This is a genomic window from Enterococcus sp. DA9 (genome assembly GCF_008000875.1).
Taxonomy (GTDB): domain Bacteria; phylum Bacillota; class Bacilli; order Lactobacillales; family Enterococcaceae; genus Enterococcus_B; species Enterococcus_B lactis.
On record NZ_CP042839.1, the window covers coordinates 59077 to 76184 of the forward strand.

The following is a 17108-nucleotide window of genomic DNA, read 5'->3' on the forward strand; positions in this document are numbered from 1 at the left end:
TCATTTCTCCACATCAAATTGCTTGATCATCTGGCGCATCAGCCCGCCATCAAAAGAAAAAACATCCTCTTCTAATTTGTCTATGATCTTATTAGCGGATAACAACTCAATCTCCAACGCCTCACGTGTCTTTTCCAGGCCTAATAAACGCGGGTAAGTGTTTTTTTCCATACGTTCATCTTTACCAGCTGTTTTCCCTAATGTTTTCGTTGTACCAATCACATCAAGTAGATCATCTCTTATCTGGAAAGCCAAACCTAAATGTTCGGCTAATCGTTGAAGTAGCAATAAGATTTCTTCAGGTTGCTTCGCTAATATACCTCCAGCTAGCAAGGCATAACGAATCAAACGCCCTGTCTTTCTTTCATGAATAAATGCTAATTCCTCTAATGAAAGCTTTTTCGATTCGCCTTCGATATCTGCAGCTTGTCCAGCCACCATACCTTGTGACCCCGCACAAACAGCTAATTGCTGAAGCAACAGAAGCTTAGGAGAATGACCCAAGTGTGCCATACTGATCAGCTGGAATGCGCCTGTCAGTAAACCATCTCCGGCCAATATTGCTAACGCTTCGCCGAATACTTTGTGATTGGTAGGTTTTCCCCTTCGAAGATCATCATTGTCCATCGCAGGCAAATCATCGTGGATCAAGGAATACGTATGAACCATTTCTAAAGCAGCTGCTACTTGATAGACGGGAACATCGATAGGTTCATCAAAGGAAGCAACAGCCGTTAAAAGTAATAAGGGACGGATTCTTTTTCCACCTGCTTTCACTGAATAAGTCATCGCATCACAGAGTGCTCTATCCGTCGTATGTTCATCTAAAAAAGACAAGATTTCTTTTTCTACAGCTGGTAGATGAATAGCTGAAAAGTCAGTTAATCTCATTTCAGCTTTCCTCGTTTCCGTCAAAATCAACTTCTTCATTTGATTCTGTCATCATTTTCGTCAAGGTTTCTTCTGCTTTAGCTAAGGTATCTTGGCAATGTTTGCTTAATTCCATTCCTCGTTTAAACGAATCTAGAGCTGATTCTAATGGAACGTCTCCTTGTTCTAGCTGCATGACGATTTTTTCTAATTCTTGCAGTGACTCTTCAAAAGTTGGATTTTCCATATTTTTATTCTCCTTTGTCTATCTCTTGTACTTGTCCTTTAACGATTCCATCTTGATAATGGATCGTCAGCAAATCCCCTTGATGGATCTCGGAGACACTTTTTACTACTTGATCATTTAACGTCGTATAGCTGTAGCCTCTTCCCATGATTTTCAATGGACTCAACAAATCAAGAGATTGAACAGCTTGAGCAAAACGCTGCTGCTGTTGTTTCATATATTGTTGGATTTTCTCTTCTAAACGTTTTTCTAGATAAGCAGTTTCTTGGCGGGCTGCTTTGACTCGATAAATCGGAGCCACTTGTTCCAATTGGTGGCTTAACGCGATCGTTTGCTTTTCTTTTGCATGATAAATCTGCTGTGTAGCTTGATATAATCGCTGTTTCAATTGATCTAATTTGATGGTCTGACCTTCATACAATCTTTCAGGCTGCCGAAAGACATAGGAACGTCGAGCACGCTCGAACCGTTCTTGTTTCCGCTGGATCTGGTGTACAAACGCCTGCTGCAATCTAGCTTGCCGTTCTTGAATGCGCATCAACTCTTCTGACAAAACAGGAACAGCTAATTCTGCAGCTGCTGTTGGAGTAGCAGCCCGAACATCTGCTACTAAATCAGCGATCGTGGTATCTGTTTCATGTCCCACAGATGAGATTACCGGCGTATTGGCTTGATAAATCGCTCGGGCAACCCGTTCTTCATTAAACGGCCACAAATCCTCAATTGATCCGCCCCCACGACCAATGATCATTGTATCGAAATCGCCCATCTCTTCTACTCGTCGGATATTTTTGACAACATTGTCCGCTGCTTGATTCCCTTGTACAACGGTTGGGAACAAAACCAATTGGACAATTGGATACCTTCTTTTTACCGTCGTGATGATATCGCGGATAACCGCTCCGCTTGGACTGGTAAGGATTGCGATTCGCTTTGGAAAACGCGGCAACATTTTTTTAGGACCTTGAAAAAGGCCTTCCTTCATGAGCTTTTCTTTTCGTTCTTCCAATTCTTGATATAAAGCACCTATTCCATCAGGCTCCATGTGCTCTACATAGATTTGATACGAACCTCCCGCTTCATAGAGTGAAATACGCCCAACAACAAGGACTTTCATTCCTTCTTTTGGCTGGAATCGTAATTTTTGGAATGCACCTTTGAACATGATAGCAGATATTTTTGCATGATCATCTTTTAAGCTGAAATATTGATGGGCATTGGCGCGTAAACGGAAATTCGATATTTCGCCTGTTAAATATACTCGTTCTAAATAAGGATCGGCATCAAATTTACGTTTCAAATACCTCGTTAATGTAGTGACAGTTAAATATTCTTGTGCCATTTATTCACCTGCTCCAAAAGCTTCGGCAGATTTTACGGTTTGATACATCAGCATCGTGATAGTCATTGGCCCTACACCCTTTGGCACAGGAGTGATCCAGCCTGCAACAGGCTCCACTTCATCAAATTTCACATCACCGATCAGCTTACCGTTAGCATCACGGTTCATCCCTACATCGATCACTACAGCACCTGGTTTTACGAATTCTTTTGTGACAAAATGTCCACGTCCTATTGCTACGACTAAAATATCTGCTTCTTGTGCCAGTTCAGCCAGATTTTCGGTTTTAGAATGAGCAACAGTAACAGTTGCATCTGCCATCAAGAGCAGCTGAGCCATCGGTTTACCGACGATATTGCTTCGTCCGATAACTACTGCTCGTTTACCCGTCGGATCGATAGAATAAGCTTCAAACATTTTCATGATGCCGTATGGAGTACAAGGAATCTTGTCCGGTTTACCCGCAAGGAGTCTGCCTAAATTCATTGGATGAAAGCCATCTACATCTTTTTCAGGACGGATAGCTAACAGGATCTTTTCTTCATCTATATGCTTTGGCAATGGTAATTGGACCAATATACCATGAAATCTAGGATCTTGATTGTATTTTTCGATTTCTGCAAGTAGTTCGTCTTCAGAAATTGTCTCAGGATAACGCTCTACTGATGAATGGATTCCGATTTCTTTTGCTACGCGTTCTTTATTTCTTACATAGATTTGACTGGCTGGATTTTCCCCTACCAATAAAACAACTAATCCGGGATGGATACCATTATCTTTCAATTTTTGGATTTTTTCAGCAATCTCTGCCTGCATTTTTTCAGCTAATTCTTTTCCGTTAATCAATTCTGCCATCTAACCACTCCCAGATATTTTTTGTGTTTTCATTCTACCATAGAATTTTCCCGATTTATAACAGGTTTATGATGATTCACAGAAAAAAGCTAGGACTTACGCCCCAGCTTCTAATTCTTTTAATACATTGGATAAGACACCGTTGACGAATTTACGCGAACGGTCATCACTAAATGTTTTTGCCAACTCAATTGCTTCATTTAAAGCAACAGCCGCTGGTACATCTGTCACATAAGTCATTTCAAAAATTGCGATACGCAAGATCACCAAATCCATTTTTGAGATCCGATTGATATGCCAATTATTTTTCAAATGTTTTTCGATCACTTTATCCAATTCATCTTTTTTTGCACAGACACCGCCAACTAGCGTATCAAGATAAACAGGAACAAACTCTGATTCATCTTCATTGATCATGTCGCGGTGGTCTAATTCGATTGCGTTGAAAATCGCATCTTCTTTTGTTAGGTCTGCATTGAAGTCTAACGGAAATAAAGCCTGCAATGCCATCTCCCGAATCTCGTGTCTTGATAATTCTTTATTCATTCTCTTCCTCTTCGTCTTCAAAAAGTTCTTCGATTGTTGGTTGTTCTAATTTTTCAGGAACAACAGCTACTACATGGATATTGACTTCAGCTAGATCGATATCTGTCATGAAAAGGACTTGCTGGCTAACCCGTTCTTGCATTTCCATTGCAACTTTAGGAACTGAAACACCATATTCCAGGTAGCAGTAAAGATCTACTTTCAAGCCATCTTCCTCATTTGCCAAGTAAACACCTTTTCCGTGAGCTGCTCGTCCTAATAATTCAGTGACATTGCTGGCAAAAGTTCCGCGCATTCCGTATACGCCTTCTACTTTAGAAGCAGCAATCCCGATGATTACTTCGATGACTTCAGGAGCAATCACAATCTCTCCCAAATCTTGGTTTGCGTTTAAAATCAAATTTTTTTCATCTGCCATTTATTTATTCCTCCCTTTGCCTAAGCACGAGATACATCCGAATTCTCTATGATGCGGCTATAATGATCATTTGGTAAAAAACTGCCGCCGATCAGCTGCAAATTGCTATGAATTGGAGAAAATATCCAACTTTATTATCTCTTACAGCTTAAAAGTTCTTCTATAGTGTATCATTAAATCAAGCGATTTTCTATAACAAAGTCTGTGAACACTGATTTTTACGCTTACTTCTTTTATGGACGAGACTATAAGATGATCAATTCTTTTGGTGAACGAGTCAATACACGATTGCCATCTTCTGTGATCAGCAAATCGTCCTCAATACGTACCCCACCGATTCCTGGTAAGTAGATCCCTGGCTCGTCAGTAATTACATTTCCTGGTACAAATTGCTTTTCCGCACGAGAAGAAACATTTGGTCCTTCGTGAATCTCAAGACCAATCCCATGTCCTGTAGAATGTCCAAACGCTTCACCATAACCATGTTTTGAAATATAATCTCTAGCAACTGCGTCTAATTGTACACCAGTCACTCCTGGTTTCGCAGCATCAATAACCGCTAATTGCGCGTCTAGAACTACTTGATAAATTTCTTTTAATTTTTCTCCAGGATCACCAATAGCGAATGTACGTGTCATATCAGAAACATACCCTTCGTAATAGCAGCCAAAATCCAACGTGATCAAGTCACCTTGTTCGATGAGTTTCTTGCTTGCTACACCATGCGGCATAGCCGAACGCAATCCGCTAGCAACGATCGTATCAAAAGAAACACCTGAAGCGCCAAGAGAACGCATATAAAAGTCTAGTTGATTTGCGACTTCAATCTCAGTCATGCCCGGTTGGATCATTTTCAGGATGTGATCATAAGCCATATCCGCAATATTACATGCTTTTTCGATAATGGCGATTTCTTCTTCATCTTTCACTTCTCTGAGTTCTTCAATCATCTGTGAAACAGGTACTAATTCCGCATCGATGATTTCTTCTAAAACAGAATATTCTAAAAATGAGACTGTTGTTTCCTCAAAAGCTAATGAGTGCAGTTCTTCTTTGCGTACTAAGTTTGCTACCTCATCAAAAATAGGTCCGACATTTTTAATAATTTCAAACCCTTGAGCCTGCGCTGCCGCTTGCTCGGTATAACGAAAATCAGTAATAAAAAATGCTTTTTCCAAAGTAATAACAGCTAATCCTGTCGTACCTGTAAAGTTCGTTAAGTAACGAAGATTGTACGGACTGGTAACCAAAAATGAATCCAAATTTTCTTCTTGCATTTTTTTGCGCAATTTTTCTACACGTAGCATCATAATGAAACTCCCTCTTTCTTTGCACGCTTTTTTCTATTATAGCAAACTTTTCTTCGTACACGACAGTTAAATAAAAATTTCCGGAAAACTTCTTTTTCTTTTAAAGAAAGAAAGCCAAAAAGGAGTCACAGTCTCGCTGCAACTCCTTTTAGTTTACTATTTTGTAAAAAACTTATGACCGTTTTCCAAAGAAAAACGAGACAACTGCTACCAAAATTACTGCACCTAAAATAGATGGAATAAGTGCCATACCTGCAGCTTCTGGTCCCCATTCGCCGAAAATCGCTTGTCCAATACTTGAACCAACTAATCCAGCAATGATATTCGTGATACAGCCCATCGAATTTCCTTTGCTGGTGATTGCACCTGCAATCGCTCCGATCACAGCTCCAACAATCAATGTCCATAACCAACTCATAATATAACCTCCTTCTTTGCTAATCAATTTTAGCATAAGGGATTTAAAGGGGACAAATAATTGGTACTGCTATTTCATATTTTCTTCTGCAAAGTAAAAAATAAAGAAAACCTCCCCTTAGAAGTTTTCTTTATTTTTTATTTGCGTTTAAACATGCTACGGATACCACGTTTCACTACATCAAAGAAACTCAATGATTGTACCATTCTATCTTCATCTACATATTCTCTGATCGCACGAAGTACTTTTTTAGGTTCTTTGGAAGAAAATGTGTATGTACCATTTTTTTTCGTTTGAATGGCATATCGAGGAATCCATTTTCCTTTTAGCATGACCGATGCTAGTACATAATCCACTTCTTCCCATGGAATTTGGATATATTTGCGTTTATCTCGCGCATGGTAAAATTCAAAGCCATTATCGCCTATCATGATTTGTCCGTAATCTGTCAGCCCCGTAAATGAAGTAGCGTCAATTACTAAGTCTACTTTTGTATTGATTGATTGAACCATTGTCTCCCTCCAAATATCTGTTTATTCACAGTATACTATATAAAAAAAGCTCGGGACAACGCCCGAGCTATATTTTTATGGATTATAAAAGTCCGATGACGTGTCCTACAACACCGACTACGAATAAACCAAGGATAATAACGATTGGAGAAACTTTTTTCTTAAGCAACCACATACAGAACAATGTTAATCCTAATGCAGCTAAACCAGGAATCAATTGGTCTAAGTTGTCTTGTAACGTTGTTACCTTTTCAGGAGAAAGGGCTAAGCCATTATTAACTTGTTCAAATGCGCTCTTGATTCCTTCACCACCTGAAGGTAATTTATCCCATTCGATGTAAGCACCTTTATCTAATTTTACAGTTGATACAACTGGTAAGAATTTGATTGATACCCATCTTTGTACCAAGGCAGCTAATACGAACATCCCTAAAATAGAAGCACCTTTTGTTACGTCTTGTAATAATCCGCCAGAAAGGTCATCCGTAATTTTAGAACCAGCTCTGTAGCCGAATTCTTGTGTATACCACATGAATGCCCAACGAATAATGTTCCAACCTAAGAAGAAGATGATTGGTCCAAGGATATTTCCTCCCATAGCTAATGAAGCACCTAGTGCACCTAGCATTGGACGTACTGTAAACCAGAACACTGGGTCACCAACACCAGCTAAAGGACCCATCATACCTACTTTAACCCCTTGAATCGCTACATCATCAACAGGTGCGCCATTCGCACGTTCTTCTTCCAGTGCCAATGTAACCCCTAAAATTGGAGAAGCAATGTATGGGTGTGTATTAAAGAATTCCAAGTGACGTTTCAATGCTGCAGAACGTTCTTCTTTTGTTTTGTATAATTTTTTGATTGCTGGAATCATAGAAAATGCCCAGCCACCGTTTTGCATACGTTCGTAGTTCCATGAACCTTGAATGAAGGTAGAGCGCCATGCAACAGCTAAACGATCTTTTTTTGATAATTTGATTTTTTCTTCTGCCATTTTATTTTCCTCCTTCAAGATTAATAGTCATTCAAAATGTCGCCTAAAGGGTCACCAGAGTTGCTTCCGCCTCCATTATTTGATGAACCACCCATTTTAGAAAGGTTCAAGTAAATAAGAGCTAATGCAACACCTAAAGCACCTAGAGCAATCAATGTTAATTGAGAAATTGCAGCTACAACAAAACCGATAATGAAGAATGGCCATACTTCTTTTGTAGCCATCATGTTGATTACCAAAGCGTAACCTACAGCTACGACCATTCCCCCACCGATTGCCATACCATCTGTTAACCATGCTGGCATTGATTCAAGGAATGATTGCACAGTTTGTGCTGGGATAAATAGCAATGCTGCTGCTGGGACCGCGATACGAACCCCTTGTAAACATACAGCAATGATGTGCCACATTTCAACCGTACGGATGTTTCCTTCTTCAGCAGCCGCATCCATCAAATGAACGATTGGAACAGCGATTGTACGTACGATCATTGTTAAGAACAACCCTGCAACAGCCAAAGGAACGGCAATCGCGATCGCAGAAGGAACACCTTTAACACCTTGTCCACCTAGAACTAAAATAATTGCTGATGCTACTGATGCTAATGCAGCATCTGGTGCTACAGCGGCACCGATATTTGCCCAACCTAAAGCGATCATTTGAAGTGTACCGCCAAGTACGATACCAGCTTCGAGGTTACCGGTAACTAAACCGATCAATGTACATGCCACTAGTGGTTGATGAAATTGAAATTCATCAAGAATACCTTCCATACCAGCTAGAAAGGCAACTAATACGACTAAAATTATTGAAATAATAGACATGATAAGCCTCCTATAAACTTTAATATTATTTATTACGCTTTTGCTAATTCAGCTTTTGCTTTTTTCAAAATGTCATCCATGTTACCGCGTGAATCATTAGGTACTTTACGTACATCGAATTTCACACCTTTTTGTTCAAGCTTCTCAAACGCTTCAACATCTTCTTGTCCCATAGACAATACTTTACTTACAACGACTTTACCAACTGAATGCGCCATTGATCCAACATTTAATTCTTTGATGTCCACGCCACCTTCAACAGCTGTCAATACGTCTTCAGGATTTTCAAATAAAAGCAATGCTTTGGTATTTCCAAAACGAGGGTCTTTTGCGACTTCGATCATTTTGCTAATAGGAATAACATTTGCTTTTACACCTGGAGGAGCAGCTTGTTCGATTAGTCTCTTACGCAGATCATCCTTTGATACTGCATCTGAAACAACGATAATACGGTTTGGTTGCACTGCTTTTGTCCAAGCCGTCGCAACTTGTCCATGTAACAGACGTGAGTCAACACGAGCTAATACATATTTGATTTTCCCGTCTCCGACCACAGTTCCTTCTGGAAGTGCTCCTTTAGGTTGTGCGTCTTCAACTGCTGCTTTCGGTGCTTCTGCCGGTTCTAATTCTTCCGGTTTCACTTTTACACCATCTTTTGCTGTTTCAATGATATGCGCTGCAATTTCATGAGCAGATTCCATTGAAAAGCGTGATGCATAGGCTTCAATCAACATTGGCAAATTCAAACCGCTGACGATTGCCCATTTATCTTTGTGCTCTTCGAATAATGTGTTTGATTGATTGAACGGTGTTCCGCCCCATAAATCAACTAAGAATAACACTTCGTCTTGATTATCAAAAGAAGCAACCGCTTCTTCCAATTTGGCTCTCAAGTCATCTGGACCTTCACTTGGTTTCAAAATCACGGCTTTGACGTTTTCTTGTTCGCCAAAGATCATTGAACCGGATTGTAAGATTCCTTCAGCAAATTGTCCATGACTTGCTAGGATAATCCCTACCATATTTATACCTCCTATTTACTTTTGTTGTAACAAATTCAAAAATATTAATAATTGCTAACCATTACAACAGAATTATTTGACCTTTTCCAACAACCATTTTTGTTACACCTTTTTGATTTTCGCTAGTAGTTCCATCAAAAGGATTTTCCTGTCAGCAGGTACTTTTCGAATCTCTAACTCCACTTCTTGACTGTTCAAGTAACGAAAGGAATCAATATCTTGTTGATTTACTGAAACAAAATTGGTAATCATTGATTTGCCTTCAGTAAAACTCATACCGCCGATATTCAACGACTTCAACTGTACACCGCAGCGGACAACCGCTTCAACATCTTGAGGATTGGTGAATAAAAGCATCACTTTTGCTCGTGATAATAGTCCACTATGATAGATTTGAATCATTTTCTGCACGGTTATTACATTTGCTGTGATTCCCGGCGGTGCAGCTTCTTTTAATAGAAACTTTCTCAATTTATCTTGAGCAACTACATCGCTGATCACAATGATACGTTCAACACCTGTTTGCTTCGACCAAACTGTTGCGACCTGCCCGTGGATTAAACGATCATCTATACGTGCCAATCGAATATCCATCTGCAAAACTCCTTCTTCCTCACTACTTCACAGAAACCCCTATCATTTCTGTGTGAACAACCACCTCCTAGCACACACTACTATAAGCAAAAAGCGTGCCAATTTTTTTGTGATACACTAATTGAATTTAAAGGATTCTTAACCAATACACAAAAAAGATACACTATAAAAGTGTATCGTTTTTGTGTATTTAAGGCATAGTGTATTCTTTTTTATCTAGCTGATTATGCACTAGACGTAGCAGATAATACATTTCTTCTATTGGCACTTTTACTTTTATCTTATCTTCTAGCAGGACAACCGAGGCTGTTAATTGATTATAAAGAGGATCACTCGTTATATTCGTCAATTCGTTTTGTTCCACCATCAACGTTTCATTTCGAATAATCCGTTCGATCATTCCTGCTGTGTGCATCACTAAGTTGATCTTAAAGCCATATTCTTCATTGCCAATTCCCATCGTCTGAGAGATTTGTGTAGAAAATTGCCACATTGGATCAATTAGTTTACTACCATTGATAAAGATGAAGTTCTCAGAGATAAATTCAACACATGTTTTTTTAGCTGTCTCTTCATCTAGCGAGATGAATTCAGTTTCTTCCATTTCTGATTCCATAAGCAACTGATCCAAAATGACTTCGATATTTTGATCAATGAAGCGCTCTAAAGGAATAAATGGTGCTTGGATATTCAAATCAGTAATTCCAGTAGTTGCTATGATCTGATATTCTTTTTGGATAACTGGCAATTCTTCTTTCACTTCCACAATCGACAAAGCTAGAACTTCTAATTCTGTTTCTTGACGCTTATTTACCGCTCGTTCGATCAATTCTTTGATTCTTTGCGCTGTACCTTCGCCAGATGCACAAATGGCCAAAACAGCTTTTTTCTTATGGATAGGTTTTGTTTCCTGGACAGGTTCTACAGAAGATATTTCTGCGTAACCTCGAAAATTCTTCAATGATTCATGCAACATATCTAAATCTGTCCCTAATACAGAGACCTTTCGTACAGTTTCCAAAACTAGAGAAGTTGTTACCATGTCAACGGTACGTACAGGTATCCCGGTGTCTCGCTGAATTTGCGAATTAAATGAGGCGAGGGACCCCATATCCACTAATAGTATGACCCCACTTCCTTCATCTACTTCTTGTACATTGCGTTCAATGCGGTCTAAAGCTGTTTTCGGATCCATATCCAACGGCATGTCTACTGCTCGTACGTTCTCTGCATCTAACAACTGTTGGACAACCTGAACCATACTGCTCGCTGTACTGTTTCCGTGAGCTGCAACGACTACACCGATTCTGCCGCTTGCTTGGTTCGCCCGTAACGAGACGAGTAGAACAGTCAAGTAGTAGTCTTCACTTTCTGGAATATCCACTTGAAAATACGTTTCTATATAACTACGCACTTCTTTCGCAACAGCATATTCATCTGGAAAATCAAATGCCATCTCACGGATATTATCATTCGTATGCCGTTCTTCTCCTAAATTGATCTTTTTCAAAAACGAACTGATATGCAAGCTCATAGCATAAATAAAGTTTTGCTGAAAGTCATATGGTAAAGATCTTTTGACCATTACATAAATCTGATTGGTCACTTCTATGATTTTTGGATCTACAAATTCTGCTAATTTGCTATCTGCATTAAAAGAAAACCCATGGTCTTTATAAAAAGACTTCAGATGGATGTTGATATCTGTAGAAATAAAGTGATTGATTGCTTCTTGGTCCAACCCATCCGACTTCAGCAAAGCTGCTTTATCTCCGATGATATCATATAGATTATAAGGTAATTCATAGGAGTCTGATTGGATTTTCATGATTGTATCGTTTGGTGCTACAGTTATCTTTGGCTCCAATATTTTAGAAAGCTCTGCCATTGCACTGCGGTTGCTTGCTAATTGAATCAATCCGCTACGAATCCCTTCTGTCAAATCATCAATCGTAATCGATATTTCGGGAGATTGCATATGATTTAGAAATCCTCGTGCGCATACTAACTGGATATTCGACTTCAATTGACCTATATTCCCATAAGTCACACTGCCAATCAGTGCTTTTGCTACATCTTCTGTCAAAGAGATCTTTCGTTGCGTGCGGTTCGCTTCGTGGGCAATCATAATTTTTACTAAATCGACTTTCTCATTTGCAGGGCGTTTTTCAAAAGCCGGAAGTTTGATATTAATTGGGATACGCCGAACAAAAGTTTCCAATAGCGAAGAGCCTGGATCTTCTGTGGTCGCACCTACGATTCGTACATTTGCTTCATGAGATTTCGTTGTTTCTCCAAGTCGACTGTAAGTCCCGTGATCCATAAAGTAAAAGATCATTTCTTGACCTTCTGGAGGCAATCGGTGAATTTCATCCAGAAATAACATACCACCATCCGCTTGATCGATAATTCCCATTTTTTCTTCATCTGCACCTGTAAAGGCTCCTTTTGCATACCCAAATAAATGGCTCATCAAAAGCTCAGGGTTATTCGCGTAATCAGCACAATTGAAAACAATCAGTTCCGTTTCCTCATCTATTACATGATGTGCTTTGGCAAAATGATACATCGCGTGCGCAAAATAAGTCTTTCCTGATCCGGTAGGTCCTGTAATCAAGCAATTTAATCCTCTTGGCGGATACAAGATCGCAGCTTTTGCCTGTTCCACTGAGTTTTTCATGCTACCATTAGCTCCAATGATTTTTGCAAAGATATCCTTAGTATCTATCTGGAGCGTATTTTTTTCTTCAGAGACCGGCGTTTCTTTGTAACTGACCACATGTTTTGCAGCTGGCTTTACGTGCGTAGCGAGTGTTTGATATATGTAACGTACTGGTCGTCCATCTGTCTTTATCAGTTTTCCTTCGCGCACTAGCTGATTCAGATCTTTACTGCTATTCGTTCTTTGGATTCCTAACACTTCAGCAATTTCTTGTGTCGTTACTCCTTGGTCATATTCTGCCTTTGTTAAATGAGCGGTTTTTTCTTTGACATACATATAAATTCGGTCCATGCGTTTTGCCAATGGTATCGCTCCTTTTCTATAGACTGTTGTTCTTAGGCTTCAAAACATAATACTATGTATTTATTTCCGTTTCGTCAACTATTTACCTGATTTTGTTTCGTTGACAACAAGCGAAGGGACAAGCGTAATGAAGATAAAAGAACACAAAATATCAACTCCATTTTTATATCGGAAACAAGAAAAAGAACACTATTTATCCTACAATGATGCTGCTGATAGCAAACGATATCGCTTTCATCAATAAAAACAATAGTTATCAAAACATTCTGATTACAAAATGGCAAAAAAATCTTAAGCGTAAAAAGACATGGCAACCTTCGCATCCTTCATTCCAACTTTTTTTATAAACAAAAAAGAGGTTGTGACAAAAATCTTGTCACAACCTCTTTAATCGCAAGCTTCAATTAAGCTTCTTGAGCTACTGGATAAACAGACACTTCAATTATACTGTTTCCTGATAAGCTCTCAATGCTTCTGAACCCATGATATTAGTGCTTTTCTTCTATTATTAAATATCTTGTAATTTTCTATTCTTTCTAAAAAGTATGGTCAAAGTATGGTCACTATTGATAGAATATTAATAGTAGTAGAAAGCTGATATCTAGGAGGAACTAATATGAGTAAACAATGTGCAAAGTGCGGAGGTAAAATTGGCTTAACTTCATATAAAATCAAAGATAAACAAATTGTTTGCGGCAATTGTATGAAAAAAGCTGGTTACGGTATGACTACTCCTTATAAAATAATAAGATCTTTGAATTTAGAAGATTTAGATAAGGGTCCATCAGAAAAAAGAAAATTAAACATATCTGATTATACTACACAAAACAATCATGATATAGGTAATGATAGAATGAGAACTACTGAAGAGATGGTAGAATTTTGTCTTAAATACGGCTATGGTAAAGGAATGACTAAAAAATGGACAACTCATCATTTTAACTTAATATCAGATCAACTTAACAGTGACGAATACGTAATCTTCTGCTTTGTAGGATTGCATAACTATATCTCGTCAACTAAGCATGACAATAATTATGCATACGCATTAACTAATAAACGTTTAATTGTAGCTCAACAAAAAATGATAGGCAATAATGTACAAAGTATTATATTAGACAATTTAAATAATATTAGTAAAAAAGAGGAATACTGTTGGGTACATTAACTATTGATACTCTTGGTAAAGTATTGAATGTTGCAGTTGATAAAGATACTGTTGATAGGATAAGTGATTCTTTAAACGAAATTATTTATAATTTAAAAAGAAGAAATATTTCTGCTACAAATTCCAATACATCAACAATTTCCTCAGCTTCAGAAATAAGAAAATATAAAGAACTATTGGATGACGGAATCATTACAGAAGAAGAATTTAATAAAAAGAAACAAGAATTATTAGATTTATAATATCTATCAAAAAAGATGAGCATATAATTTAGCTCATCTTTTTCTATTTACAATACAAACATTAGTTCGTATACTTTTTTTTGAGGTGAATATTATGTTAATGGAAGGAAAAACACAATTATGGTTTAAATTTGATCCTTCGAATAGATTTATCAAAGATTTTTATAAAGTATGGGATTCAGAAGTTTTCTTTTTAGCAATCGAAGATAGCTTATTAATCAATCTCTACTATTCTAATAAGAACTACTTTAAAATCCCTGCTGCAAAAACTAGAATGAAGAAAGACGTATATTTTTTGTTTGATATCGTGACTGATGTGCCAGACGCACGGAGCGATCATCGGCGTTATGACTATTTGAAGTATACTTTCGTTGATCCAGAAAGGTATAAAGATTAAAGTAGGCTACCTAAAAAGGTAGCCCGGAATGGATTTTATCACCATACTTATGAAAGGAGATATTTTTAAGTTGGTATTAAGATTGTGTAATATGATGATATCTATATTTTATAGTATCAGTGCTATAAAATCAAAAATAAGTCACTAATTAACTATCACTCCAATTATAAGTCTTTTTCCCATTATTTTTTACAGTTATATGGTATGCTTTTTAATGGCTTCAAATATAAAAGAGTTTAAAGCGTAACACACTTTTGGGGAGTGGTTTTTGGGGAACGCTTTAAACTCTTCTTTATTATTATCTCACAATATAACCCAAATGTCTTTCCATTTAAAAATCAAAGTAAAACTTTTCAAATATACAGAAGTATAACTATGTGAAACATCCTTTCATTAATCCATAAAAGGATACATAAAAAAGCCACTCATTTGAGTGGCAATGGAGAAAAGCTTTAGCTTGTATAATACTCTTCAAAAAATTCTAACACAGAACGATTCAATTGGCTACATTAATGTACCCTGTAGGACTCGAACCTACGACCGGATGGTTATGAGCCGTTTGCTCTGACCAACTGAGCTAAGGGTACGGAAAGCCATAAACAGTCAACCAGTAGAATGTGTGGCAACAAACCTGTTATCGCATATCTTGGAGTGTGACTATTTATGAGTGATAGTGAAGATATGCGGCAACATCACTATTTTATCGAATGATTTTTATAGTTTTCAATATAATTATGTACCGCCCCTCAACGAGGGGCTATTTTTTTATCGTTGCGGAATATTTAAATACCAGCGTTTATCATGAAAATCTTGTGCTCCGCCTTTAGTGTTCCCTTCTGGATCATTCGTTGCCCGCATCATTACATAGACTTTCTTATTAGGAAAATTACGCATATTGAAAGATACATGATAACCAACATTTCCAGAAGTATTATAAGCTTGGTTTACATCTGGTCTATAAATTCCATCAGCTCTTACTCGAGCTAATTCTTTCCCAGTATTGTAGTCCATAATGAAAATATACTCGTATTTATAATTAGCAATGTGCCATCCAGCCACATGCAAGTTTGCATTTTCGATTTCTCCAAACTGATCAATGTGGGCGTAATTCGTTCCATCTGTCAGTGTAGGATTTGCTGCACCTGTTCTAGTTGGATCAATGACTGGTTTATCGTCCGAAGTTGTTGGGTTGTCATCCGTAAAGCCATGAGCCAAATCATAGGCTAACTTTTCTTTGCTGACACCCATTTGCGATAAGTACCCATATGGATCGGTGTGATTACCCCAAACATAATTTGTCACCCACAAATGAGAAACGATTCCTTTTGTAAGTAAAGAAGTTCCTTGATCAAGAGTTAATGGAATTCCATATTTTTTTGCACTATCTCTTGTATAATCAATGTAAGCTCGATAGTTTTTTTCAAACAATGCTTTATCATATGTGCGTTGTAATTCAATCTGTACAGGCGCATAAGGATTGGCGTTACCAGCTCCCCACGAAACATATCCTTGCTCACCCACACGGTAAACAATCCCACCGTCACCAATAACATCTGTAGTATAAGGATTACTTCCGTTATAATTATTTTTCATGTTGGCGGCTACGTTTCTTGCAGGTGCATCTATCCCAGTTTCATGTAAAATAATTTTGTTTGGGATTGCTAATCTTGAATCTCCTTGATTTGGAGCTAGATTATATTCATCGTTAATAGTATAGGCAAATGCGTTTACTGGCAACAAAAAAAGAGCCACCACGGCTCCTACAAAAATTTTCTTTTTCATTTTTTTCCTCCTATTTTTTCAAATTATAAGCCGACACACCAGTGATAACACCTAAAAACGTCGCTACTGCATTGATAGTCAGTACTGTCATATCTGTTCCATTCCATCCATACGCTTTTCCTAACGTGGCTACTAAAACAGATGCAGCTGGTAAAACTGTTAAAACCGTCCATTTGGTGATTTGATAATACTTATCGGGTAAAATCATTTCTTCTTAACTCCTTTCTTTTTTACCTGGATCTTTCTCTAAATAAAGTTTTAATTTGTTGCGTGTGTTCCACCAATTTTTCTGCATGTGTATCTAATCTTTCATCGTGTTTCTTTAGTTCTTCATGAATCATCAATCGATCTGATTTGCTCGATTCTAAATCTTTAGTCAGCAAATCTAAATTGTGATTTACTTTTGAAAGAGTCTCAGTAATCTTCGAGAAAGATGCAGTAATTGGTTTTATTACTAATAAAACCAAAGAAACAATCGCAGTGATTGATCCTGCGATTGTTCCCCATTCCCCTAAATTAATCATGTGACAACTCCTTAA

The 17108-nt window shown here is 37.8% G+C and carries 19 protein-coding genes, 1 tRNA gene and 1 pseudogene; 3 read left to right on the forward strand and 18 right to left on the reverse strand.

The features are described 5' to 3' along the window. The 14 genes from FTX43_RS00990 to FTX43_RS01055 all read right to left on the reverse strand — a co-directional run bounded on the left by FTX43_RS00990 (position 1) and on the right by FTX43_RS01055 (position 12953). Positions 1-891, reverse strand: coding sequence for a polyprenyl synthetase family protein (locus tag FTX43_RS00990; RefSeq protein ID WP_002310268.1), 891 nt, complete (start codon positions 889-891; stop codon positions 1-3). A gap of 1 nt (position 892) precedes the next feature. Next, entirely contained in the window at positions 893-1117 is a 225-nt protein-coding gene (locus FTX43_RS00995; protein ID WP_002286657.1) for an exodeoxyribonuclease VII small subunit, read from the reverse strand. Positions 1118-1121: 4 nt separating this feature from the next. After that, on the reverse strand, positions 1122-2459 hold the full coding sequence (gene xseA / locus FTX43_RS01000) for an exodeoxyribonuclease VII large subunit (RefSeq protein ID WP_002310267.1): 1338 nt from the start codon (positions 2457-2459) through the stop codon (positions 1122-1124). After that, complete coding sequence (locus FTX43_RS01005) at positions 2460-3314, reverse strand: bifunctional methylenetetrahydrofolate dehydrogenase/methenyltetrahydrofolate cyclohydrolase (RefSeq protein WP_002310266.1); 855 nt, start codon at positions 3312-3314, stop codon at positions 2460-2462. It lies immediately after the preceding gene. 96 nt (positions 3315-3410) lie between these two features. After that, a complete protein-coding gene (gene nusB, locus FTX43_RS01010) occupies positions 3411-3860 on the reverse strand; it encodes a transcription antitermination factor NusB (protein ID WP_002286662.1) in 450 nt (149 codons plus the stop codon). Then, positions 3853-4278: an Asp23/Gls24 family envelope stress response protein gene (locus FTX43_RS01015; RefSeq protein WP_002291889.1), complete on the reverse strand. Its 426-nt coding sequence runs from the start codon at positions 4276-4278 to the stop codon at positions 3853-3855. The genes nusB and FTX43_RS01015 overlap by 8 nt, the downstream gene beginning before the upstream one ends. Positions 4279-4523: 245 nt before the next feature. Then, the gene (locus FTX43_RS01020) at positions 4524-5588 is read right to left on the reverse strand and encodes a Xaa-Pro peptidase family protein (protein WP_002310265.1); all 1065 of its coding nucleotides are present in this window, start codon (positions 5586-5588) and stop codon (positions 4524-4526) included. Between the two features lie 172 nt (positions 5589-5760). After that, positions 5761-6006, reverse strand: coding sequence for a GlsB/YeaQ/YmgE family stress response membrane protein (locus FTX43_RS01025; protein WP_002310264.1), 246 nt, complete (start codon positions 6004-6006; stop codon positions 5761-5763). Positions 6007-6143: 137 nt separating this feature from the next. Continuing rightward, positions 6144-6518 carry a DUF956 family protein gene (locus tag FTX43_RS01030; protein WP_002310263.1) on the reverse strand — a complete coding sequence of 125 codons (375 nt, stop codon included), beginning with the start codon at positions 6516-6518 and terminating at the stop codon, positions 6144-6146. Positions 6519-6600: 82 nt separating this feature from the next. Then, positions 6601-7515 carry a PTS system mannose/fructose/sorbose family transporter subunit IID gene (locus tag FTX43_RS01035; RefSeq protein WP_002310262.1) on the reverse strand — a complete coding sequence of 305 codons (915 nt, stop codon included), beginning with the start codon at positions 7513-7515 and terminating at the stop codon, positions 6601-6603. Between the two features lie 20 nt (positions 7516-7535). Continuing rightward, entirely contained in the window at positions 7536-8339 is an 804-nt protein-coding gene (locus tag FTX43_RS01040; RefSeq protein ID WP_002310261.1) for a PTS mannose/fructose/sorbose transporter subunit IIC, read from the reverse strand. A 32-nt stretch (positions 8340-8371) separates the two neighbouring features. After that, a complete protein-coding gene (locus FTX43_RS01045; protein WP_147606641.1) occupies positions 8372-9361 on the reverse strand; it encodes a mannose/fructose/sorbose PTS transporter subunit IIB in 990 nt (329 codons plus the stop codon). A 102-nt stretch (positions 9362-9463) separates the two neighbouring features. Next, the gene (locus FTX43_RS01050; protein ID WP_002289455.1) at positions 9464-9955 is read right to left on the reverse strand and encodes a mannose/fructose/sorbose PTS transporter subunit IIB; all 492 of its coding nucleotides are present in this window, start codon (positions 9953-9955) and stop codon (positions 9464-9466) included. Between the two features lie 190 nt (positions 9956-10145). After that, positions 10146-12953 carry a sigma 54-interacting transcriptional regulator gene (locus FTX43_RS01055; protein ID WP_172757305.1) on the reverse strand — a complete coding sequence of 936 codons (2808 nt, stop codon included), beginning with the start codon at positions 12951-12953 and terminating at the stop codon, positions 10146-10148. A gap of 643 nt (positions 12954-13596) precedes the next feature. Here FTX43_RS01055 and FTX43_RS01060 point away from each other — a divergent pair. From FTX43_RS01060 to FTX43_RS01065, 3 genes and pseudogenes are all read left to right on the forward strand, one after another. Continuing rightward, on the forward strand, positions 13597-14148 hold the full coding sequence (locus FTX43_RS01060) for a PH domain-containing protein (protein ID WP_261801542.1): 552 nt from the start codon (positions 13597-13599) through the stop codon (positions 14146-14148). A 128-nt stretch (positions 14149-14276) separates the two neighbouring features. Further along, positions 14277-14390 (forward strand): annotated as a pseudogene (locus FTX43_RS15485) (SHOCT domain-containing protein); the annotation flags it as partial. Between the two features lie 94 nt (positions 14391-14484). Continuing rightward, a complete protein-coding gene (locus tag FTX43_RS01065; protein ID WP_024636555.1) occupies positions 14485-14787 on the forward strand; it encodes a DUF5960 family protein in 303 nt (100 codons plus the stop codon). Positions 14788-15300: 513 nt separating this feature from the next. On the opposite strand, the gene FTX43_RS01070 is transcribed toward FTX43_RS01065, so the two are convergent. From FTX43_RS01070 to FTX43_RS01085, 4 genes are all read right to left on the reverse strand, one after another. Continuing rightward, a tRNA-Ile gene (locus tag FTX43_RS01070) sits at positions 15301-15374 on the reverse strand. 178 nt (positions 15375-15552) lie between these two features. After that, positions 15553-16569, reverse strand: coding sequence for a peptidoglycan recognition family protein (locus FTX43_RS01075; protein WP_147606643.1), 1017 nt, complete (start codon positions 16567-16569; stop codon positions 15553-15555). Between the two features lie 10 nt (positions 16570-16579). Next, a complete protein-coding gene (locus FTX43_RS01080; RefSeq protein WP_147606645.1) occupies positions 16580-16777 on the reverse strand; it encodes a phage holin in 198 nt (65 codons plus the stop codon). Positions 16778-16799: 22 nt separating this feature from the next. Beyond that, a complete protein-coding gene (locus tag FTX43_RS01085; protein ID WP_147606647.1) occupies positions 16800-17093 on the reverse strand; it encodes a hypothetical protein in 294 nt (97 codons plus the stop codon). Positions 17094-17108 lie beyond the last annotated feature (15 nt).